The sequence below is a fragment of the Microbacterium paulum genome (assembly GCF_015707995.1).
Classification (GTDB): domain Bacteria; phylum Actinomycetota; class Actinomycetes; order Actinomycetales; family Microbacteriaceae; genus Microbacterium; species Microbacterium paulum.
Genome location: NZ_JAAGRY010000023.1, coordinates 1 through 20,960, shown reverse-complemented (window position 1 = coordinate 20,960; position 20,960 = coordinate 1). Strand labels below are relative to the sequence as shown.

Sequence of the window (20,960 nt, the reverse complement as noted above, 5' to 3'; positions counted from 1 at the left end):
GAAGAGGACACCATGCAAGCACTGCGGTACTCGATCAACGTGACCCTCGACGGGTGCGTGCACCACGAAGCCGGCGTCGCGCCCGACGAAGAACTGATGCGGTTCTGGACCGACGAGCTGCGTCGCGCCGACGCCCTCGTCTACGGTCGCGTGACGTACGAGATGATGCAGTCGGCGTGGCGGCGCCCGGTGAGCGGCGGGTGGCCGGACGGGATGGATGCCTGGGAGGTTCCCTTCGCCGAAACCATCGACGCGGCACGCAAGCACGTCGTCTCGAACACCCTCGCGAGCGTCGACTGGAACGCCGATCTCGTGCGCGGCGACCTCGCCACCGAGGTGCAACGGCTGAAAGAGGAGCCCGGCCGCGGCCTCTCGCTCGGCGCCGTCACGCTGCCCGCCGCGCTCGCCGACCTCGGACTCATCGACGAGTACCTGTTCGTCGTGCACCCGCTCGTGGCCGGCCACGGCCCGCGCCTGCTCGACGGCCAGCACGAGCGGCTGCGCCTCGAGCTCGTCGAGCGGCGCGCCTTCGCGTCGGGAGCCGTCGCGCACCGGTACGTGCCGCAGCGCTGACGCGCGCCGCGCAGGTCGTGCTGCGGTGGCTGATCCAGCGCGGGGTCGTCGTCATCCCCAAGACCGTCAGCCCCGAACGCATGGCGCAGAACCTCGACGTGTTCGACTTCGCCCTCACGCCCGGAGAAATGGCGCAGATCGCCACCCTCGACGCGGGCGGATCGCAGTTCTTCGACGACCGCGATCCCGCGATGGTCCGCTGGCTGAGCGCCCGCCGGCTCGACGGCTGACGGCTGGTCCGGTAGATCGCTATTTGTCACATGCCAAATTGTCCGAGCGGAGGTGAAGGCTACGGGAGGGTTGCGACCAGGATCGTCGCCGAGCCGTCGGGGTCGTGCACTTCGATGTCGCACGAGAAGGCTCGGCGCAGCGAGCCCTCGGCGGTGTCGGTCCACACACGGCCCCAGGCCGCAATGAGTGCCGCGGGCATCTCGCCCGCGGCGGCGTATTCGGCACGGGGCGCATCGGCGACGCGCACGATCGCGAGGTGCGGGGGCAGCGGATGCGAGGCATCCACGCCGATCCCGACGATCTGCGTATAGGCGCCGGTCTCGTCGGAGTCGTAGTCGAACAGCGCCGCGTAAAGGCGCACATCGGCGCGGGCGGGCGAGTGCAGCAGGGCGTCGTCGGCGATCACCCGCGCCCAGAGCGCACCGAGTTGCGCCCGCTGCGGGTCGGATTCGGCGGCGTTCGTGGTGCGCACGGCGTGGCCGACGATGAAGGGGGGAAGAGCGCTCACGCGCCGAGCCTAACGGGGTGGGTGCGGCGGTGGGAGGGCGCAGGGTCTCGCGCGAGATCTTCGGCTGAGCGGCCCTCGCTGTCTGCGGCCGTGCCTACGATGACGGGATGAGAATCGTCCTCACCGGTGCGACCGGGTACATCGGATCGTCCGTCCTCACTGCCCTTCTCGCCCGCGGCCACGACGTGATCGCGCCCGTGCGCAGCGAGGCATCCGCCGCCACGGCATCCGCCGCGGGTGCCATTGCCGTCGTCGGCGACATCACCGACGCCGACTGGTTCACGCCGCTGCTGCGCGACGCCGACGCCGCGATCCACCTCGCCGCGTCGAACGCGGGCGACGGGCCGCAGTTCGACGGCGCGGTCGCCGATGCCGCGATCGCCGCCTTCGCCGGAACCGGCAAGCCCTACGTGCACACCGGTGGCCTCTGGATCCACGGCCCCTCCGACGACCTCACCGAAGACACCCCGTTCAACCCGCCGGCGCTCGTCGCGTGGCGCGAAGGCGTCGAGTCGCGGCTCGAGGCCGCCGACCTGGCGCTCTCGATCGTCGAGCCGGGCATCGTCTACGGGCGCGGCGGCGGCATTCCCGCATCGTTCCCCGAAGCGCCGAAAGACGCCGAGGGTCGCCTCACCGTCGTCGGCGACGGCACCCAGCACTGGGCGACGGTGCACGTCGACGACATCGCCGACCTCTACGCCCTGATCGTCGACGGCCCCGCGCCCGCCGGCCGCGTGCTGGGCCTGAGCGGGCAGAACCCCACGGTCACCGAGATCGGCGAGGCCTTCGCGGGCGGCCCGGTCGTGCCCGAAGGGGTGGATGCCTCGCGCGCCCGCCTCGGCGCGGCGTTCGCCGACGCCCTCCTGCTCGACCAGCAGGGGTACGGCGCCAAGGCACGCTCGCTCGGCTGGGCGCCGTCGCGCGCGTCGCTGATCGACGACATCCGCACGGGAAGCTACGCGCGCAGCTGACTGTGCGGTTCGGCTCGCGTCACGAGGCCGCGCTCGGCGCGGCGTCTGACGCGGCTGCCGTCGCCGCGCCGGCCGGGGCGGGGCGCACGGCCGACGAGAGCCCTCGGATCAGCAGCAGCACGGCGAACCAGATCTCGAACGCGAAGATCGGCAGGGCGCAGGCCGCCGCCACCGGACCGTTGAGAGGCACGACGCCGAAGAGCTGACCCAGGTCGCTCAGCAGCACGAGCGCGCCGCCGGCCATGCCGAGCACCGCGAGCGGTCGGGGAACGGCGCGCGAGGTGAAGAGCAGCGAGCCGAGCACGATCGTGTTGACGCCGATGACGAGGCCCTGACCGACGAGGAACGCCGCCGTGTGGGCGGCGGTGAACGAGGTAGTCGCGTCGGGCGACAGCGGCGCGAGGGTCAGCGCGACCATCGGCAGCGTGCCGGCGAGGATCACCGCGGCCTCGACCGCGCGAAGCGTCGCGAACGTCGCCGCACGTGCGGGCCCGGCCCCGTGGAGCAGCACCCAGAGCAGGATGCCGGTGCCGAGGCATCCGAGTGCGAGGGTGAACTCCAGCGCGACCCCCAGCGCGATGGCGCCCGCGCCGTAGGCGGCCACGGCGGCGATCGAGGTGACGTGGGTGACGAGGTAGAGCGCGCCGGCGGTGCGGGCGTAGGTGAGCGGTGTGGTCGGCATGGTCTGTTCTGTCTCCCCAGTCTCAACGGTTGGTCGGCAGTGTCTTCTGCACCGGGGTATACGTCGTATACCCTCGCGAGGCGAGCGTACGGTCTACGGTGTATACGTGTCAACTGCACCGCCGCGCGCGACCCTCGACCGCGACCGCGTCGTCGAGGCCGCGATCGGCTATGCCGACGCGCACGGCCTCGACGCGACGACCATGCGCCGCCTCGGAGAGGCGCTCGGCGTCACCCCGATGGCGCTCTACAAGCACGTCGCCTCGCGCGAGGGCCTGATCGACGCGATGGTCGACCGCCTCGTCGCCGCGATCGATGACCCCGACGGCGCGGACGCCCCCGACGCCGCGGCCCCCGAACACCCGCCCGCCGACTGGCGCGCCGTCGTGCGCGGTCGCATCCTCGCCGCACGCGAGGCGCTGCGCACCCACCCGTGGGCGCAAGACGCCATCGAGTCGCGCACCGAGGCGAGCCCCGTCGTGCTCGCCTACTTCGACTCGCTCATGCGCGCCATGTTCGACGGAGGCCTCTCGGCCGATCTCGTGCACCACGGCATGCACGCGCTCAGCACGCGCATGTGGGGCTTCACGCGCGACGTCATGCCCATGCCGACGGCGCCCGCCGATCCCGCCGCACGCGCCGCCGCGATCGGTGCCTTCTTCACCGCGTATCCGTCGATCGGGCGCATGTCGACCACCGCGCCGCACGCGGGCGACGGGTGCGACGACGACGCCGAGTTCGCGTTCGCCCTCGACCTGCTGCTCGAAGGCCTCGCCGCGCGCCACGCCTCGGGCTGGACCTCGGCGCCCTGAGCGCCACGGATCACCCCGTCGGCCGCAGCGCGGCGATGCCCTCGGGGTAGCCGGTCACGCGGAACTCGGGAAAGGCCTGCGCGAACTTCTCGGTCACGAAGATGTTGTCGTGCGCGTAGCGCGGCAGCAGTTCGACGATTGTCCGTGCGCCCTTGTCGAACACCGCGGCGGCCCTGAAGGCGATCGCCGGTGCGACGGTGTAGCGCGCCTCGACGCCCCACAGGTCGGATGCCAGGGCCGCGAGCTGCGCATACGTGCGGCGTTCGGGATCGCAGGGCAGGTGCCAGGTCTGCCCGAACGCGGCGGGGGTGTTGCCGATGAGCGCCATCGCGCGGCTCGCGTCGGGCGTCCAGATGAGGCTGCGGAGCGTGTCGTCGCGCAGCGGCACCCGGCCCCGTTCGCCGCGCGCGATCGGCCCGAGCAGCAGCGCGTTCGTGAAGCTCTGCGTCTGCGCGGGCCCGTAGAACTCCGGCGCACGGCAGATCACCGCCTCGACGCGGCCCGCGGCCATGGCATCCAACAGCATCGTCGCGATCTCGGCGCGCACCTTCGCCCTCGGCCCCTGCGGGTCGAACGGCGCCGCTTCGGTGAGCGGCTCGCTCGTCATCGGATACATGTAGGTGTTGTCGAAGAACACGAGCTTCGCGCCGTGCCGCGCGCACGCGTCGATGGCGTTCCGCATGATCGCGGGGAACTTCTCGGCCCAGAGCTTCGCGTCGGCCGGCAGCCCCGCCGTGAGGTAGGCGATGTCGCTGCCGGCGACCGCGGCGTCGGTCTGCGCGGGGTCGGTGAGGTCGGCGGCGAACACCTCGTCGCTCGGGTGCACGGCACGCGGATGCCTGCTCACCAGCCGCAGCGGCACACCGAACCGGTCGTGCAGCTCGCGCGCGAGCTCGGTCGCGATCTGCCCGCCCGCACCCAGGATCGTCTGCACGCTTCTTCTTTACACCCTTGCGACAGGTGCCGGCCGTGCCTCGAACGCGGCCGTGTCTCAGTCGCGCGCGAGCCAGACGGTCGTCTCGCCCGGAACGACGCCGGTGGATGCCCCGTCGTCGCCGGCGCTCGAGAGCACCACTCGCCCCGCGTCTGCCGGGAGGGCGTAGGGCTCGGCGCCGAAGTTCGTCACCACCTGCCAGCCGTTCGGGCGGGCGAAGTGCAGCACGTCGGCCCGGTGCGTCTCGACCCACGTGAGCTCTTCGGCCGCCTGCAGGTCGTGGCGCAGCGCGAGCGCGCGGCGGTAGAGCGACAGCGTCGACGCGGGATCGTGCGCCTCGACGTCGGCGGCGTGATCGGCGAACCAGGCCGGCTGCGGCAGGTGCGCGCCGTTCGTGCCGAAGCCGAACGACGGTCCCTCGGCCGTCCAGGGGAGCGGCACGCGACATCCATCGCGGCCGAACTGCTCGCGGTTCGTGCGCTCGAACGTCGGGTCTTGACGCTCGTCGGCGGCGATCTCGGCGACCTCGTGCAGGCCGAGTTCTTCGCCCTGGTAGAGATACGCCGACCCGGGCAGCCCGAGCAGGAACATCGACGCCGCGCGCGCCCGGCGCTCGCCGGCTGTCCGGTCGAGCAGGGCCTGATCGGCTCCGGCTTCGAGCCACCCGCCGCCGTGTCGGCGCGGCACCGCACCGGGCTCGTCGGTCGCGGGCAGGCCGATGAGGCCGTAGCGGGTCGCATGCCGGAACACGTCGTGGTTCGACAGCACCCACGTCGACGACGACCCCGACCGTGCGGCGAGGGCGATGTTGTGCGCCACGATGTCGCGGAACTGCGCCGCGTCGAAGTCGGCGACCAGCAGGTCGAAGTTGAACGACTGCCCGAGACTCTCGGGGCTGGCATACTTCGGCACGCGGTCAGACGCGACCCACGCCTCGGCGACCGCCGTGCGCGGCGGGTCGTAGGAGTCGAACACCTCGCGCCACTGCGCGTAGACCTCGTGCACGTCGTCGCGGTCGAGCAGCGGGTGCGTGCCGTCGACCGGCATGGCGGCGAGCTCGGCGGCCGACGGCAGCGGCTCGCTGAGATCTTTCGTCAGCATGTGCGCGACGTCGATGCGGAACCCGTCGACGCCCCGGTCGGACCAGAACCGCAGCGTGTGCACGAAGTCGGCACGAACCTCGGGGTGCGCCCAGTTCAGGTCGGGCTGCTCGATCGCGAAGCTGTGCAGGTACCACTGCCCGTCGGCGACGCGCTCCCACGCGCTGCCGCCGAACGCGGCCGTCCAGTCGGTGGGCGGCTCGGCGCCGTCCGGCCCCGAGCCCTCGCGAAAGAGGTACCGCTCGCGGGCCGCCGACCCGCGCCCCGCAGCGAGAGCCTCGCGGAACCAGGCGTGCCGGTCGGAGGTGTGGTTCGGCACGATGTCGATCACGACCTTGATGCCGCGGGCGTGCAGCGCTGCGATGAGGTCGTCGAGGTCGGCGAGGGTGCCGAGGCGCGGGTCGACGTCGCGATAGTCGGCCACGTCGTAGCCGCCGTCGGCGAGCTCTGACGGGTAGAACGGGCTCAACCACACCGCGTCGATGCCGAGCTCGGCGAGGTAGTCGACGCGCGAACGGATGCCACGGATGTCGCCGAGCCCGTCGCCGTCGGCATCGGCGAAGCTGCGCGGGTAGATCTGGTACACGGTGGCCTGACGCCACCACGGAGCGGTGTCCACGGCGGGATCGGCGAAGCGGTGGTCGGTGTCGGCGGGGGAGATCACGAGGGGGCCTTTCGGTGGGAGAGAGGGGGAGAACGGGCGACGGGCGGGCGGATGACCGGGTCAGCCCTTGACGGCGCCTTGCGTGACGCCTTCCATCACCCAGCGCTGGGTGAACAGGTAGGCGACGATCGCGGGGGCCATGGCCATGAGGTACGAGGCGAACGAGACGTTGTAGTTGTTGCTGAACTGCGTCTGGAAGAGGTTCTGCCGCACCGGCAGGGTCTGCAGGGCCGGGTCGGAGATGATGAGCGAGGGCATCATGAAGTCGTTCCACGCGTAGAGGAAGGCGAAGATGCCGACGGTTGCGCTCATCGGTGCGAGCAGCGGAAAGATGAGCCGCCAGAAGGTCTGCCACGTGGTCGCACCGTCGATGCGCGCGCTCTCTTCGAGCTCGATCGGGATCGAGCGCAGGAACGCGGTGAACAGCAGCACGCTGAAGCTGAGCTGGAACATCGTGGCGAGGATGACGACCCCGAACGGGTTGTCGAGCCCCACCCGGCCGGTCAACTGGATCTGCGGCAGGGCCACGACGGGGAACGGGATGAACATCGCCGCGAGCAGGTAGAAGAACGAGTAGCGGAAGAGCTTGCGATCCCAGTTGCGCACGATCGCATACGAGGCGAACGCGGCGAGCACGATCGTGGCGATCACGGTGCCGGCCGTGACGAGGAGCGAAATGGTGACGCCCACCGGGAACTTGGTGAGGTTCCAGGCCTCGACGAACCCGTCGATCGAGAACGGCGCGGGCAGTGAGAACGCGTTGCCGTCGACGGCCTGGCCGGTCGTCTTGAACGCCATCGAGAGGGTGACGTAGAGCGGCAGCAGTACGGTCACGCTGCAGAGCATGAGGATGATCGTCGTCGACCAGTTGACGCGTTCGAGGATCGGCGCCCGGCCGCGGCGGCGGCCCTTCGTCGCGGCCGCGCCGGTGTCGGCGGGTTCGAAGGCGAGGGCAGGCTGTGTCGTGGACATCAGAACTGGTTCCTTCCGCGGGTGAGCGAGAGCTGGAGGACGGAGATGATGACGGCGACGATGAAGAAGATGGTCGCGTTGGCCATCTGGTAGGCGTAGTCGCCGCCGTTGAAGCCCGCGATGATCGTCATCGCGATGCTGCGGGTGGCGGTGCCCGGGCCGCCGTTCGTGAGGCCGACGATGATGTCGTAGGCGTTCAAGAAGCCCTTGAAGCCGAGGATGACGTTGATCACGACGTACCCGGCGACGAGCGGAAGGGTGATGCGCACGAGCTGCTGGCGCTTGCTCGCCCCGTCGAGATCGGCCGCCTCGTAGACGTCGCTCGGCACCGAGAGGAGCCCCGCGATATAGATGAGCAGCGTGCCCGGGATCGCCTGCCAGGCCGTCACGATCACGATCGCGACCCACGCGAAGTCGGGGTTCGCGAGGATGCTCGTCTGCAGCCAGGTAATGCCGAGGGCCGTGCCGAGCGCCGGCACCGAGTTCGAGAACAAGAAGTTGAAGACGTAGGCGATGATGATGCCCGAGATCACCATCGGGATGACGAAGATCGTGCGCAGCCCGGTCTTGAACCGGATGCGCGAGGTGAGCCCCACGGCCAGCAGGAACGCCACCACGTTCACGACGAGCACAGTCGCGATCGAGAACCCGATCGTGAACAGGTAGCTCTGCAGGATCGCCGGGTCGCTGAACAGGGCGACGTAGTTCGTGAGGCCCACGAAGTTCCAGTCGCCGATGCCGATCGAGTCGGTGAAGCTGAAGAAGATGCCGATGACGCCCGGCGCGGTGATCGCGAGCGTGAACAGCACGAGGCTCGGCAGCAGGAACAGGTAGTAGATCGGCTCGACGCGGCGCCTGCTGCGGCGCACGGTCTGGCCGCCGCGGGTCGCGCCGGCGGTGACGATGCTGCTGGTCGTGGTCATCATCGACCTTCCTTCGGTTGACGGAACGCCAGGCGCGCCCAGTCCTGGTCCATGGTCTGCAGAATGGATGCCGGCGGCTCGCCGAACACCATCGCCTGCGCGTAGTTGAAGACGGGGATCGTCTTGGGCACGAGCACCGAGGGGCCCTGGTAGACCTGCCCGGTGTTGTAGAACGGGATCATGCCGGCGATGCGCGAGTCGGTCGGCTCGGGGGCATCCGTCATCGGGCTGAAGCCGAGCTGCGACTCGTTGTAGGCCTGCACACGATCGGGCTCGAAGAGGTACTCGAGAAAGTCGCGTGCCGCCTCTTGGTGCTTCGATCCTTCGGGGATCGTCGCGGCGAGGTCCATGTTGACGCGCACCTTGAGGTCTGCCGGGTCGTCGGTCATCGGCAGCGGGAACGTGCCGAGGTCCAGGTCGGGCGAGGTCTTCGCGATCTCGCTGAACGCCCACGGGCCCTGCAGGTACATCGCCGCCTCGCCCTTGGCGAAGGCCAGGTTTCCGTCGCCGTAGCCGCGACTGGCGGCATCCTTGTTCACGTACGTCGACGTGAGCTGCAGCATCTTGTCCATCGGCTCGGCGAAGTCTTTCTGGAACGAGACATCCGAATCGGGACCGACGTCGGCGCCCTCGGCCTTCAGCCGGTCGAAGAAGTCGAGCACGTCGAGCGAGCCGCCCACCGAGTAGTCGTACCAGCCCTGCCCGATCGTCCAGTCGTCTTTGAAGGTGGCGTAGAAGGGCGTCACGCCCGCCGACTGCAGCACGTCGCACACGTGCAGCAGTTCGCTCCACGTGGTCGGCACCTCGAGGCCGTGGTCGGCGAAGATCTGCTTGTTGTAGATCACCGAGGCGGCCATGACCGAGTAGGGAAGCGCGCTCACCCGACCCGCGCACGACCCGTACTGGTCGAGCAGCGGCTGCAGGTCGTCGCGGGTGTTCGCGGCGGCTTCGGTGCCCGACAGGTCGCTGAGCGCGCAGCGCTCGACGAAGCGGGCGATCTCGTAGTTGTAGTTCGCGAGCATGATGTCGGGCGGGTTGCCGCGCACGAAGCTCGCCGACACGACGTCGACTCCCGACGTGTCCATGACGACCTGCACCTTGTCCTGCGAGGCGTTGTAGTCGCTGACCACCTGGTTCATGAAGCCGAGCGCCTCGCGCTTGCTGAAGGTGAACCGGATCGTCTCGCGCCCGTCGGCGGAGCAGCCCACCAGAGCGGTCACGGCAAGAGCCGCCGCCGCCAGTGCGGCGACCACCCGCCGTGTTCGTCGATTTCTCTCTGACACCCTCGTCCTCCATCCGTGCTGGCCTCTCCGCCAACTTCGATGATTATATTTACTCGCCAAATCAAGTCTGTGACGGCAGTATTGCAGGAGCAACGACGAAAGGTCAAGAGGTCGTGTCAGAGTCATCCGCCGCCCCGACATCGTGGTCACCGAGCCACCAGTCGGTGTGGGAGTACGCGTGGGGCGTGCGCGAGTTCACCGCCACCGAGGCGATGGCCGCGACCGGCATGACCCGCTCGACCGTCATCGACGCGATGGACGGTCTCGCCGGCGTCGGGCTGTTGCGGGAACTCCCCAACGCCCGCGATGCCGGCCTCTACCGCAAAGGCCGGCCCGCGCGCCGGTTCGAACTGCGAGCCGACGCCGGGGTGCTCGTCGCGGTGGATGCCGGTCGCGCGCACGGCACCGTCGTCGTCACCGACCTGCGCTCACACCCGCTCGCCACGCACCACATCGCCGCCGACCCCGACAGCACCGACGTCGCCGAACGGCGCCGCGCCCTCACCGCCGCCGTCGACGAGGCTCTGCGCCTTGCCGGCAGCGAGCGCGCCGCCGTCGCGGCGCTCTGCATCGGTGTGCCCGCGCCCGTCGACGCCGCGGGGCGCTCGCCGTCGCATCCCGACGGCTTCTGGCAGCTGATGAACCCCGATCTGCGCGGGCTGTTCGGCTGGTCGACGCTGCTGCGCATCGACAACGACGCCTCGCTCGCCGCCGTCGCCGAAGGCGCCTCGGGCGCCGCGGTCGGGCGCCGCGACTACATCGCCTTGCTCGCGGGCGACCGCCTCGGCGCCGGAGTCGTGATCGACGGCCGCCTCTTGCGCGGGGCGCACGGCGGTGTCGGCGAGATGATCGCCTTCGACCACGTCGAGGGCGTCGGCACGGCCTACGGGCTCGGCCACCTCGCCGCGATGTGGGCGGCGGAGGCGGTCGCCGCCGGCGACGCCGACCCCGAGGGCGCGCTCGCCCGTGCCCCGCAGCGCGACGGGCGCACGGTGCTCGAGCTCGCCGCCGCGGGCGACCCCGACGCGCTGCGCATCACGGAGCGCATCAGCGTGGTGCTCGCGCGAATCGTGAGCGTGCTCGGCAGCATGTTCGATCCGAGTCTCGTGGTGGTCTCGGGTGCCGTCTCGGCGGGCGTCGAACAGATCGCGTCGGCGGCCCGTGCGGCGTTGCCGAGCGACCTGCACCTACCGGCCCCCGAGCTCGTCGTCTCGACCCTCGGCGCCGACGTCGTCGTCGCCGGGGCCCTCGCGGGGGCATCCGACCTCGCCCGTGCGAACCTGCTCAGCGTGTGGCGGTGACCGGAGGCCGCCACACCAGCACCGCGACCAGCAGCACGAGCAGCACCGTGGTCAGCGCGAACGGCACCGGAATGAGCGGATCGACGAGCACGAGCAGGCCGTCACAGGTATCGCCGTGTTGACGACACGGTCGGCCTGCGGGCGGATCGCGACCAGCCACACCCCGATCAGGAACACCGCGATCGGGATCGTGTACGCGAACGACGCCCACGGCGCCTCGAGCGCGCTTTCGCCGCCCAGCACGTCGATCTCGACCTCGATGCCCGCCGAGAAAGCGGCCGCCGCGGCGAAGATGAAATAGTGCCCGTAGCCGTACCCGATCGACTCGCGCAGCGTGCCGATCGCGTGGTGATGCGCGGGCCAGAAGTAGATCCACCACAGCGCCGCCGTCGTGATGAGGCGAGCACGCCGAGCCCGATGAGCGGGGCCACGTCTTCTGAGTCGTGCAGCGCCTCGAAGATCGCGTTCGCCGACGCCAGCAGACTCTCGTCCAGCACGATCAGGGTGAACAGTCCGTAGCGCTCGGTGATGTGATGCGGATGCCACGGCGTCGTGCCCGTCCGTTCGGCGACGACCGGCACCGCCAGCTCGGCGGCGACCAGCACGACGATGAACACGGGACGCACCTCGGTGGGCAGCAGCATGGTCGCCAGCCACAGCGCCTGCACCACCGCGATGCCGACGGCATAGGTGAGGGTGGCCCGGCGCAGACGTCCGGCCGATCGCGACGCGCGCAGCCACTGCGTGACCATCGCCAGGCGCATCACGACGTAACCCGCGATCATCACGGTGAAGTCTTCGTGCTCGAAGACGGCGGGGATGCCGGCCGCGAGCACGAGCACGCCGCCCATCTGCACGATCGTGAGCACTCGGTAGAGCCAGTCGTCGGTGTCGAACGACGTCGCGAACCAGGCGAAGTTCATCCACGCCCACCAGATCGCGAAGAACACGATCGCGAAGCTCACGATGCCGTGCAGCACGTGCCCGGCGCTGAGCGCGTGGTGCAGCTGCACCGACGCGACGCTGATCGCGACGACGAACACGAGGTCGAAGAAGAGCTCGAGGCTCGACGCCGCCCGGTGCGGCTCGTGCGGGCCGCGCGGACGCATCGGCGTCAGGCGCAATCGCGGGCGCGGGCTCGTCTCGGCGGGGGTGGTCATGCGCGCCAGGTCACTGGGTGGTCGTGTTCGGTACTCAGTCTGTGCGGGCGCTCGGGGCGCCCGGTGCAGCGCGATGGGGCGGGGGTGGGGCCGGGGACCGGTGGGGAGACTGAATACCGTACGCCGCGCGCGGGCGACCGGCCGAGGGAGCGCGCCCAGCCGACGATGCGCGCGGGCGACGAGCCAAAAGTGGGCGCCCTCAGCGCGCGCCGAGGTCGCGCGAGATCGCGCGGCCCGCGTCGCGCAGTTCGCGCAGCGTCGCCTCGGCGGGCGGGAACGCCTCGGCGGCGGTCAGCACGCCGAGCGCCGCGATCACGCGTCCGTCTTCGTCGTGCACCGGCACCGCCGCGGCGGCGTCGCCGAGCACCGCCTCTTCGATCGAGGTCGCGAGCCCCGCACGGCGCACCTCGGCGAGTTGGTCGCGCAGCACAGCGGCATCGGTCACCGTCGCGTCGGTCAGGTCGGGCAGCTCGCCCGCGAGCACCCGCTCGCGCACGTCGTCGTCGTGCGCGAGCAGCACCTTGCCGAGGGCCGAGGCGTGCGCCGGAAGGGTCAGCCCGGTCTCGGGCATCTGCTCCGACCCGTCGGGGCGGCGGTCGTGGTGGATGACGAGCACGTCGGTGCCGAGCAGCACGCCCAGGTGCGACGCAAGGCCCGTGCGCTGCGAGAGCTCGTGCATGCGCCGCAGCGAGCGGGCGCGCACGTCGAGCGTGTCGAGGTAGACGCTCGAGAGCTTGAGCAGTGCGGGGCCGAGCACGTAGCGGTTGCCGTTCGGCTCTTGGGCGACCAGGCCGTGGGCCTGCAGCGACTTCACGAGCCCGTGCACCGTGGAGGGCGGCAGTTCGAGGGCGGCGGCGAGTTCGCTGATGCCGAGCCGGCGTGCGCCCTGCAGCAGGTTCATGATGCGCGCGGCGCGGTCGATCGACTGGATCATCGGCGGCCTCCTCGCATCGCTCACGCCCCGGGTCGTGCCCGTCGGTCGCGCTCATCGCGACCATTGACAGCGTAGCGGCGAGAGGGGAGGATTCGGTATAGACGAATCGCAGTCGACAATGTCGAATGCCCGTCGGTGCGATGCCGCGCACATTCACGACTCGAAGAGGAGACCCGCGCATGAAGAAGCTCATCAATTCCCCTGACACGGTGCTCGCCGATGCCCTGCGCGGCGTCGCCGCTGCCCACCCCGACCTGTCGGTCGATCTCGAGAACCGCCTCGTCGTCTCGACCGCTCCGCGCGAGGGGCGCGTCGCCCTCGTCTCGGGCGGCGGCACGGGTCATGAGCCGCTGCACAGCGGCTTCGTCGGGGCGGGCATGCTCGACGCGGCCTGCGCGGGCGAGATCTTCACCTCTCCCACGCCCGATCAGATGCTCGCCGCGGCGCAAGCCGTCGACTCGGGCGCCGGCGTGCTGTTCATCGTGAAGAACTACACCGGCGACGTGCTGAATTTCGAGATGGCCGCCGAACTCGCCGCCGACGAGGGCATCCAGACCGCGTCGGTCGTCGTCGCCGACGACGTCGCCGTGCAGGACTCGACCTGGACCGCGGGGCGCCGCGGCGTCGGCACCACGGTCATCGTCGAGAAGATCGCCGGTGCTGCCGCGGCCGAGGGAAAGAGCCTCGCCGAGGTCACCGCCATCGCCGAGAAGGTCTCGTCGGCCGGCCGGTCGATGGGGGTCGCGCTGACGAGCTGCACGGTGCCGGCAGTCGGGCACCCGAGCTTCGACCTGCCCGATGACGAGATGGAGGTGGGCGTCGGCATCCACGGTGAACCCGGCCGCAAGCGCGTGCCCCTCGAGAACGCGCACGACATCGCCCGCGACCTCGTGACCGCCATCACCGACGACGCCGACTTCACCGGCGCGCCGGTCATCGTGCTGCTGAGCGGCCTGGGTGGCACGCCCCTGATCGAGCTCTACGTCATCTACGCCGACATCGCCGAGGCGCTCGCCGAGCACGGCATCGAGGTCGCGCGCGTGCTCGTGGGCGACTACATCACGAGCCTCGACATGGCCGGCTGCTCGCTCACGCTCGTGAAGGCCGACGACGAACTGCTGCGACTGTGGGATGCCCCGGTCAACACCACGGCGTTGCGGTGGGGGGTCTGACGATGGCAGACGAGATCACCTCGGCCGACCTCGATGCCTGGCTGCGTCGCAGCGCGGCGGAGCTCTCGGCGCACGCCGACGAGCTGACCGCGCTCGACTCGGCGATCGGCGACGCCGACCACGGCACGAACATGGCGCGCGGGTTCAAGGCCGTGCTCGACAAGCTCGACGCCGCGCCGGCCGGTGACGCGCCGACCGTGCAGGCGCTGTTGAAGTCGGTTGGCATGACCCTCATCTCGAAGGTCGGCGGCGCGAGCGGATCGCTCTACGGCACCCTCTTTCTCGACATGGGCAAGGCGGCCCCGGCGAGCACGTCGATCAGCGGCGCAGATTTCGCCGCCGTCGTCGCGGCGGGGGTGGCCGGTGTCGTCGGGCGCGGGCACGCGGTCGTCGGCGACAAGACGATGATCGACGCGCTCGAGCCCGCCGTGGCGGCGCTGACGGATGCCGCGGCCTCGGGCGCCTCGGCGGCTGAGGCCGCCCAGGCGGCGGCCGACGCCGTCACGATCGGCCGCGACTCGACCGTGCCGCTCGTCGCCCGCAAGGGCCGCGCGTCGTACCTCGGTGAGCGCAGCGCCGGGCACCTCGACCCGGGCGCCGCATCGTCGGCGATCCTCGTCCAGGCGCTCGCCGACACGCTCGCGGGCGACGCGGCGGGCGAGGGCGGAGACGCCGCGTGATCGGCTTCGTCGTCGTCTCGCACAGCGAGCCGCTCGCCGCGGCGGCCGTCGATCTCGCGATGCAGATGATCCACGGCGAGGCGCCGCCGGTGCGTGTCGCCGCGGGCGCCGACGGCGGCTTCGGAACGGATGCCGTCGCCATCGCCGCGGCGATCGACGAGCTCGCGGGCACCGATGGGGTGCTCATCCTCACCGATCTCGGCTCGGCGGTGCTGAGTTCTGAACTGGCGCTCGAGCTGCGCGAGAGCACGCAGCCGGTGCGCATCAGCAGCGGGCCCTTCGTCGAGGGGGCGACGGCGGGTATCGTCCGTGCGGCGACCGGCGGCACGCTCGACGAGGTCGCGGCCGAAGCGGCGGGCGCGCTCGCCGCCAAGCAGCCGCACGGCGACGAGCCCGGCGCGGCGCCCGCGGGAGTCGGTGTCGTGGATGCCACGGCCGCCCCCGCCTCGCTTGTCGCGACGGCGCCGACTCAGGGCGACGTCGTCGAGCGCGACGTGACGGTCGTCAACCCGGTCGGGCTGCACTCGCGGCCGGCGTCGCTCGTCGTGAAGGCGGCGAGTGGCCTCGGCACCGTGCCGACCCTCACCGACACGACGAACGGCAAGGGACCGGCGCCGGCCAACAGCATGATCTCGCTGCTCGCGCTCGGCGCGACACAGGGCCACGTGCTGCGGCTGCGGGCCGAGGGCCCCGGCGCCGCCGAGGCGGTCGACGCGCTCGCCGCTCTCATCGAAGACGGCTTCGGTGAGGTCGTGTAGCGGAGCCGTGGTGTCTGTCATCGGTAAACGAAGCGACTGGTAGACAGGGCGAGTGACCTGGCTCGATTGGCTCTTCGCCCCGCTGAGGTGCCTGACGCGCGCAGTCGGCGTGACCCCCGGCACAACGTTCGGCGAGTTCGTGGCGGCCTACCTCGTGACATCGATCCTCGTCGCGATCGCCCTTTTTGTCGCCCTCGCCGTGGTGTACTTCGGGCTCAGGTGGTTCGACCTGGCGTTCGAGCGTCTCATGCGCTGGTCTGCGCGCGGTGCGGACCTGGTGACGCACCGGACGATGGCGCGCAGATACCTCGCCGTCGCCGACGCGCTCAGCTGGATGCGGCTCCGGACGGGCATCCGTGTGGGTAGCAGCGAGGCGCGCGACAGGGGTCGGGTCGTCTGGCGTCGCGAGACGGCGGGTCGTCGATTCGTACGCACCGTCCTCGGCATACCGGGGATCGCGATCTCGTTCGTCCGTACCGTATGGGTGTGGGCCGGCAGTGTCGCGGGGCTCTATGTGCTCATCGGTTTGCTCTGGCTGCGGGATCCCTCAACCGACATCCTCTCGGAGGCCGTCACCGCGGTGTTCGCCGCCCTCGCAAATCCGGCCATCGCTGCGGTTGTTGCGGTGGTCGTCGCGATCCTCGCGATCCTGCTCGACCACGGCCTCACCCCGCGGCTACGTGCTCGCAACGGTCATCAGCGGGATCGCGCCGTCGAGGCGGAACGGACCCTGGAGGCGCTGGAAGCAGACGCGGTGGACCTCGTGCGCGATCTCGACAACGGCACAGATGAGTACGTGCGGCTCATGGACGCCGGGGCGCGCAGCGCGGTCGACTTCGTCTCCGACGGTGCCTGTCGCATCGTGGATGGAAAAGTCGAGGCTCGCCCGGCCGACACCATACCGCCGGTTCGCGGGGCCATGGGATCCGAACCTGATTGGCGCGCCGACGACCCGTGGGTGACCTTCGACGTGCCAACGGCTGGGCGGTGGGACCCCGCCGGTGAGGTGCGTCGAGACGTCGAGAAAATGCGCTCACTCCTAACCGATGACCCGCACTTCTGGCGGGTCTGGCGGCAGGCACCGCGTCGCGCACGGTCGCTGCTGCTCGACCTCCGGCCGCTGTCGGCGCGCCCCGGCGCCAGTGGGACGCTTCCGACATCGATGCAGGCGCTGGAGCGCTCACATCTGCGCCGGACCCTCACACCGATTCTGGGAGTGACGACGGACTCGGACACGCCGGACGTGCGTGCCGAGCGGTTGCAGCGTGCATGGGCCGGTGTGTGTGCGGACGTCGATGATGCGCTCTGGGAGTTCAGCGTCTCGCGGGAGCGAGCCGCGTTCTTCGTCAACGCGGTGGATTCGTGGCAGCGTCCTCGCGGACGCCTGCGGCGGCTTCTCTCGAGGGTCGTCTGAGGCCGCGCCGGAACGACCTCGAGCCTGCGCTGTCCGTCGTGGTGTGTGCGCTGCGCGCGGGGCATCCGTTCAGGCCCGCTCGATACACTCTTCTGTGCCCGAAAACCCGTCGATCGACCCCGCCGAGCTCGAGATCGCGCTGCGCGTGATCGCCGCGACCGCCGAGCTCGACCCCGACGACCCCGACTACATCGCCCTTCGCCGCGCGACCGGCAAGATGTACAAAGACGTCAAACGTCTGGCCCGCAAAGACAAGCGCCAGCGCATTGCCGATGCCGATCGTGCCGTGGTCGCCGCGACGGCGACGGGAGCGCCCGACCGCATCGACGACGAGACGCGGGGTATTCCGCTCGCGACGCGAGCCACTTCGCCGCACGCGGGCGAGCTGATCAAGCCGCGTGCCTGCTACATATGCAAGCAGCCGTATACGCTCGTCGACGCGTTCTACCACCAGCTGTGCCCGGAATGCGCGGCGATGAGCCACGCCAAGCGCGACGCGCGCACCGACCTCACCGGCAGGCGGGCATTGCTCACCGGAGGACGTGCCAAAATCGGCATGTACATCGCGCTGCGCCTGCTGCGCGACGGCGCGCACACGACGATCACGACCCGTTTCCCCCGCGATGCGGTGCGTCGGTTCTCGGCGCTGCCCGACTCGGGCGAGTGGATCCACCGCCTCAAAATCGTCGGCATCGACCTGCGCGACCCGGCGCAGGTCATCGGACTCGCCGACGCCGTGGCATCCGACGGCCCGCTCGACATTCTCATCAACAACGCCGCGCAGACGGTGCGCCGCTCGACGGGCGCCTACAAGCCGCTCGTCGACGCCGAGCTCGCGCCGTTGCCGAGCGGGCCGCTGCCCGAGCTGCTGACCTTCGGCCACACGAACGACGCGCACCCGCTCGCGCTCGCGCAGTCGGTGTCGAGCCACCCGATCCTCGCCGCGGCGGCGCGCGACGCCGACACGCTCACCGCCGAGGCGATGGCGGCGGGGTCGTCGTCGCTCGAACGCCTCGCCGCCGGCACCGCGATCGACGCGGGCGGGCTCGTGCCCGACGAGAACCACATCAACAGCTGGACGCAGCACGTCGACCAGGTCGAGCCCCTCGAGATGCTCGAGGTGCAGCTCGCGAACATGACGGCGCCCTTCCTGCTCGTCAGCCGCCTTCGCCCGGCGATGGCGGCGTCACCCGCACGACGGAAGTACATCGTCAACGTCTCGGCCATGGAGGGCGTGTTCGGTCGCGGCTACAAGGGGCCGGGGCATCCGCACACCAACATGGCCAAGGCCGCGCTCAACATGCTCACCCGCACGAGCGCGCGCGAGATGTTCGAGACCGACGGCATTCTCATGACCGCCGTCGACACCGGCTGGATCACCGACGAGCGCCCGCACTTCACCAAGGTGCGCCTCGCCGAAGAGGGCTTTCACGCCCCGCTCGACCTCGTCGACGGCGCAGCGCGCGTGTACGACCCGATCGTGCGCGGCGAAGCCGGCGAAGACCTCTTCGGCATCTTCTTGAAGGACTACGCCAAGTCGTCGTGGTGAGACCTGCCGTCAGCTCGCGGAGTAACTAGGCCTCCGGCAAGAAGTAGGCCGCCGCGAGCGGTGCCACGTCGATCTCGGATGCCTCGGCGCGGGTGACCCAGCGCAGCTCTGCGATCTCAGCAGCGGCGACGGGGGTCTGGTCGCCGATGCCGACGCGGAAGACGTCGGCCACGACCTCGAACCCGGGCTCGTTCGCCGCGGGGGCGGAGAACTCGCCGAGCGGCACGAGGTCGGCCTCGTCGAGCCGCAGTCCGACCTCTTCGGCGAGCTCGCGCACGAGCGTCTGCGCGGGGCTCTCGCCCGCCTCGGGCTTGCCGCCCGGCTGCATGAACGCGCTCGTGCCGGCTTTGCGCACGAGCAGCAGGCGCCCGCCCTCGTCGATGATCACCGCGGCCGACACCCGGATGGAGCGTTTTTGCGGGGAATCAGCGGAATCAGGGGGATCAGAGGGCGCGGGAGGCTCGGGCGTCGCGGTCACTCCCGCACGCTAACACTCCGGCGCCGGTGGGCCCGCGAGTGGGAGTGCCCGGCGAATCGATCGCCCGAAGACGCCGCCGACTTCGGACACACCGCCGCGGTCGGATCCGCGAGAATCGGGGTGCCCGGCCGCGTCGCCCGACTCGCCCGGCTCGGCGTCGCACCCGAACGACCCCGCCCGAACGAACCCGACCCGACCCACCGAAGGACGTGCTCTCGATGACCGAGAACTGGTTGCTGGCCCGACCCGAGGTCGACCTCGAGGCGGTGCGCGCCCTCGCGCTCCGCGAGTACGGCGTCGACGGCGCGCTCAGCGAACTCGGCAGCCAGCAGGACCGCAACTTCCTCGTGCGCGCCGGCGACGGCACAGGCATGCTCGTGAAGATCTTCCACCCCAGCACCGACGCCGACGCGGTCGCGCTGCACATCGCGGCATCCGATCGCCTGCGCGCGTGCGGCCTGCTCACGCCCGAGGTGCTGACCACCGCGGGCGGCGCCCGCACGACCTCGATCGGCTGCGACGACGGGCAGACGGCGCTGCTCGCCGGGTTCCAGATCGTCGACGGCCGGCCGCTCTCCGACATCACCGACGCCGACGGTGCGCAGGCCGAAGAACTCGGCGACCTCGTCGCCGAGGTGACCGAGGCCTTCGCAGGGATGGATGCCGACGACACCGACCGCAACCTGCAGTGGGAACTCGGCAACGCGCTCGCCGTCGTCGAGCAGCTCATCGGCGACCTGCCGGAAGACCGCCGCGAGCAGTGCCTCTCGGCTGCGCGCCGGGCCGCCGCCGAACTCGACCGCGTCGCGGCGGAGCTTCCGCGCCAGGTGATCCACGGCGACCTCACCGCCGACAACGTCATGCGCGACCGCCGCGGCCGGCACTGGGTCATCGACCTCGGCGACGTCGCGACCTCGTGGCGCGCCGCCGAGCTGGCGATGCTGCTCGCCGACCTCATGGGCCGCGCCGACGATCTCACGATCGTCGGACGGGCCGTCGCCGGGTTCGATGCGCGGGCGCGCCTCACCGACGCCGAGCTCGCGGCGCTCTGGCCCCTCGTCGTGCTGCGCGGCGCCGTGCTCGCCGTCAGCGGCTGGAGCCAGTTGCGCATCGATCCGGGCAACGACTACGCACGCGAGCGCGTCGAGCACGAGTGGCACGTGTTCGAACGCGCGGCGCGCGTGCCCGCGGCCGAGGCGACGGCGCAGCTGCGCCTGGCGGTGGGCCGCCCGCACCGCGCTGGCCTCGCCTACCACCCGCTGCGCGCAGGAATGGATGCCGCGGTCACGGTCGACCTCGGCACGCGCAGCCCGCTGCTCGACCGCGGCCGCTGGACGGTTCCGGGCATCGAGCAGCACCTCGTGCGCGAAGCGCTGCTCGGCGCTCCGATCGCTGCGCTGCGCTACGGCGAGAGTCGTCTCAGCCGCGTATCGACCGACACGACCCGGCCGGCTCCGACCCGCGCGCGCATCGTCGAGCTGTACACGCGGCCCGGCGCCGCCGTGACCGCGCCGTTCGGCGGCGTGCTCGAGGTCGACACGGATGCCGGGGCGGTCGAACTGCGCGATGCCGGAGTCGTCCTGCGCATCGAGGGGATCGTCGCCGAGGCATCCGGTGTCGCGGCATCCGTCGCCGAGGCATCCGCGGCGGCGACAGGTGCGGCAGCGGAAGCCGCCCCGGCACCCGGCACCTCGGTCGAGGCCAGCGCCCTCCTCGGCCGGGTTGCCGAAGCCGAGCCGGGGCTCGGCCACCTGCGCACCTCGCGGCGGCTCCAGGGCGCAGCCCCCGCCGCGGCGTTCGCCGACGCCGACGGCGAAGACCAGCCGCCGGGCGCCGCCGCCCCCTCGCCGCTCCTCGGCCAG

The 20,960-nt window shown here is 71.0% G+C and carries 21 protein-coding genes and 1 pseudogene; 11 read left to right on the top strand and 11 right to left on the bottom strand.

The window, feature by feature from the left end:
• The first annotated feature begins 12 nt into the window (after window positions 1–12).
• Both G3N18_RS07275 and G3N18_RS07270 read left to right on the top strand, forming a co-directional pair.
• Window positions 13–573: a dihydrofolate reductase family protein gene (locus G3N18_RS07275; protein ID WP_196383634.1), complete on the top strand. Its 561-nt coding sequence runs from the start codon at window positions 13–15 to the stop codon at window positions 571–573.
• Window positions 570–803 carry an aldo/keto reductase gene (locus G3N18_RS07270; RefSeq protein ID WP_196383657.1) on the top strand — a complete coding sequence of 78 codons (234 nt, stop codon included), beginning with the start codon at window positions 570–572 and terminating at the stop codon, window positions 801–803. The genes G3N18_RS07275 and G3N18_RS07270 overlap by 4 nt, the downstream gene beginning before the upstream one ends.
• Before the next feature lie 59 nt (window positions 804–862).
• Here G3N18_RS07270 and G3N18_RS07265 read toward each other — a convergent pair whose 3' ends face one another.
• Window positions 863–1,312, bottom strand: coding sequence for an effector binding domain-containing protein (locus G3N18_RS07265; protein ID WP_196383633.1), 450 nt, complete (start codon window positions 1,310–1,312; stop codon window positions 863–865).
• Window positions 1,313–1,419: 107 nt separating this feature from the next.
• On the opposite strand from G3N18_RS07265, the gene G3N18_RS07260 reads away from it, so the two are divergent.
• Window positions 1,420–2,283 (top strand): NAD-dependent epimerase/dehydratase family protein, encoded by an 864-nt coding sequence (locus G3N18_RS07260; RefSeq protein ID WP_196383632.1) that lies wholly within the window; start codon window positions 1,420–1,422, stop codon window positions 2,281–2,283.
• A gap of 19 nt (window positions 2,284–2,302) precedes the next feature.
• Here G3N18_RS07260 and G3N18_RS07255 read toward each other — a convergent pair whose 3' ends face one another.
• Complete coding sequence (locus G3N18_RS07255; RefSeq protein WP_196383631.1) at window positions 2,303–2,965, bottom strand: DUF4386 domain-containing protein; 663 nt, start codon at window positions 2,963–2,965, stop codon at window positions 2,303–2,305.
• Window positions 2,966–3,071: 106 nt separating this feature from the next.
• Between G3N18_RS07255 and G3N18_RS07250 the strand changes: the two genes are divergently transcribed.
• Window positions 3,072–3,776 (top strand): TetR/AcrR family transcriptional regulator, encoded by a 705-nt coding sequence (locus G3N18_RS07250; protein WP_338038365.1) that lies wholly within the window; start codon window positions 3,072–3,074, stop codon window positions 3,774–3,776.
• Window positions 3,777–3,786: 10 nt separating this feature from the next.
• Here G3N18_RS07250 and G3N18_RS07245 read toward each other — a convergent pair whose 3' ends face one another.
• Genes G3N18_RS07245 through G3N18_RS07225 form a run of 5 tightly spaced genes read right to left on the bottom strand, consistent with a single transcriptional unit; the run spans window position 3,787 to window position 9,652 of the window.
• Window positions 3,787–4,710, bottom strand: coding sequence for an NAD-dependent epimerase/dehydratase family protein (locus G3N18_RS07245; RefSeq protein ID WP_196383629.1), 924 nt, complete (start codon window positions 4,708–4,710; stop codon window positions 3,787–3,789).
• Between the two features lie 57 nt (window positions 4,711–4,767).
• Window positions 4,768–6,474, bottom strand: a complete 1,707-nt coding sequence (locus G3N18_RS07240; protein WP_338038364.1) for a glycoside hydrolase family 13 protein — start codon at window positions 6,472–6,474, stop codon at window positions 4,768–4,770.
• Between the two features lie 60 nt (window positions 6,475–6,534).
• Window positions 6,535–7,446, bottom strand: a complete 912-nt coding sequence (locus G3N18_RS07235; protein WP_196383628.1) for a carbohydrate ABC transporter permease — start codon at window positions 7,444–7,446, stop codon at window positions 6,535–6,537.
• A complete protein-coding gene (locus G3N18_RS07230) occupies window positions 7,446–8,369 on the bottom strand; it encodes a carbohydrate ABC transporter permease (protein WP_196383655.1) in 924 nt (307 codons plus the stop codon). The genes G3N18_RS07235 and G3N18_RS07230 overlap by 1 nt, the downstream gene beginning before the upstream one ends.
• On the bottom strand, window positions 8,369–9,652 hold the full coding sequence (locus G3N18_RS07225) for an ABC transporter substrate-binding protein (protein ID WP_420827084.1): 1,284 nt from the start codon (window positions 9,650–9,652) through the stop codon (window positions 8,369–8,371). Before G3N18_RS07225 ends, G3N18_RS07230 begins: the two co-directional genes overlap by 1 nt.
• 113 nt (window positions 9,653–9,765) lie before the next feature.
• Here G3N18_RS07225 and G3N18_RS07220 point away from each other — a divergent pair, with 113 nt between their 5' ends.
• Window positions 9,766–10,953, top strand: a complete 1,188-nt coding sequence (locus G3N18_RS07220; protein WP_338038362.1) for an ROK family protein — start codon at window positions 9,766–9,768, stop codon at window positions 10,951–10,953.
• A 51-nt stretch (window positions 10,954–11,004) separates the two neighbouring features.
• Here the strand turns inward: G3N18_RS07220 and G3N18_RS16320 are convergent, their stop codons facing one another.
• The 3 genes and pseudogenes from G3N18_RS16320 to G3N18_RS07210 form a co-directional block, all read right to left on the bottom strand.
• A complete protein-coding gene (locus G3N18_RS16320) occupies window positions 11,005–11,499 on the bottom strand; it encodes a low temperature requirement protein A (RefSeq protein ID WP_338038371.1) in 495 nt (164 codons plus the stop codon).
• Window positions 11,433–12,062: pseudogene (locus G3N18_RS16315) on the bottom strand (low temperature requirement protein A); the annotation flags it as partial. The pseudogene G3N18_RS16315 and the gene G3N18_RS16320, both read right to left, overlap by 67 nt.
• 250 nt (window positions 12,063–12,312) lie before the next feature.
• A complete protein-coding gene (locus G3N18_RS07210) occupies window positions 12,313–13,047 on the bottom strand; it encodes an IclR family transcriptional regulator (protein WP_196383626.1) in 735 nt (244 codons plus the stop codon).
• A 179-nt stretch (window positions 13,048–13,226) separates the two neighbouring features.
• Between G3N18_RS07210 and dhaK the strand changes: the two genes are divergently transcribed.
• From dhaK to G3N18_RS07185, 5 genes are all read left to right on the top strand, one after another.
• On the top strand, window positions 13,227–14,219 hold the full coding sequence (dhaK, locus tag G3N18_RS07205; protein WP_196383625.1) for a dihydroxyacetone kinase subunit DhaK: 993 nt from the start codon (window positions 13,227–13,229) through the stop codon (window positions 14,217–14,219).
• Window positions 14,220–14,221: 2 nt separating this feature from the next.
• Window positions 14,222–14,899, top strand: coding sequence for a dihydroxyacetone kinase subunit DhaL (gene dhaL / locus G3N18_RS07200; RefSeq protein ID WP_196383624.1), 678 nt, complete (start codon window positions 14,222–14,224; stop codon window positions 14,897–14,899).
• Window positions 14,896–15,657 (top strand): HPr family phosphocarrier protein, encoded by a 762-nt coding sequence (locus G3N18_RS07195; protein WP_196383623.1) that lies wholly within the window; start codon window positions 14,896–14,898, stop codon window positions 15,655–15,657. The genes dhaL and G3N18_RS07195 overlap by 4 nt, the downstream gene beginning before the upstream one ends.
• Window positions 15,658–16,015: 358 nt before the next feature.
• On the top strand, window positions 16,016–17,071 hold the full coding sequence (locus tag G3N18_RS07190) for a hypothetical protein (RefSeq protein ID WP_196383622.1): 1,056 nt from the start codon (window positions 16,016–16,018) through the stop codon (window positions 17,069–17,071).
• 94 nt (window positions 17,072–17,165) lie between these two features.
• Entirely contained in the window at window positions 17,166–18,620 is a 1,455-nt protein-coding gene (locus G3N18_RS07185) for an SDR family NAD(P)-dependent oxidoreductase (RefSeq protein ID WP_338038360.1), read from the top strand.
• Window positions 18,621–18,645: 25 nt separating this feature from the next.
• Here the strand turns inward: G3N18_RS07185 and G3N18_RS07180 are convergent, their stop codons facing one another.
• Window positions 18,646–19,020, bottom strand: a complete 375-nt coding sequence (locus tag G3N18_RS07180; RefSeq protein ID WP_338038358.1) for an NUDIX hydrolase — start codon at window positions 19,018–19,020, stop codon at window positions 18,646–18,648.
• Window positions 19,021–19,316: 296 nt separating this feature from the next.
• Here G3N18_RS07180 and G3N18_RS07175 point away from each other — a divergent pair.
• The coding region (locus G3N18_RS07175; protein ID WP_196383621.1) for a phosphotransferase at window positions 19,317–20,960 on the top strand (1,644 nt) is incomplete at its 3' end.

Excerpts from the sequence above, each read along its gene's own strand:
- G3N18_RS07275 (WP_196383634.1), top strand. The coding sequence starts at position 13 with ATGCAAGCACTGCGGTACTCGATCAACGTGACCCTCGACGGGTGCGTG.
- G3N18_RS07260 (WP_196383632.1), top strand. The coding sequence starts at position 1,420 with ATGAGAATCGTCCTCACCGGTGCGACCGGGTACATCGGATCGTCCGTC.
- G3N18_RS07255 (WP_196383631.1), bottom strand. The coding sequence starts at position 2,965 with ATGCCGACCACACCGCTCACCTACGCCCGCACCGCCGGCGCGCTCTAC.
- G3N18_RS07235 (WP_196383628.1), bottom strand. The coding sequence starts at position 7,446 with ATGTCCACGACACAGCCTGCCCTCGCCTTCGAACCCGCCGACACCGGC.
- G3N18_RS07230 (WP_196383655.1), bottom strand. The coding sequence starts at position 8,369 with ATGACCACGACCAGCAGCATCGTCACCGCCGGCGCGACCCGCGGCGGC.
- G3N18_RS07210 (WP_196383626.1), bottom strand. The coding sequence starts at position 13,047 with ATGATCCAGTCGATCGACCGCGCCGCGCGCATCATGAACCTGCTGCAG.
- dhaK (WP_196383625.1), top strand. The coding sequence starts at position 13,227 with ATGAAGAAGCTCATCAATTCCCCTGACACGGTGCTCGCCGATGCCCTG.
- dhaL (WP_196383624.1), top strand. The coding sequence starts at position 14,222 with ATGGCAGACGAGATCACCTCGGCCGACCTCGATGCCTGGCTGCGTCGC.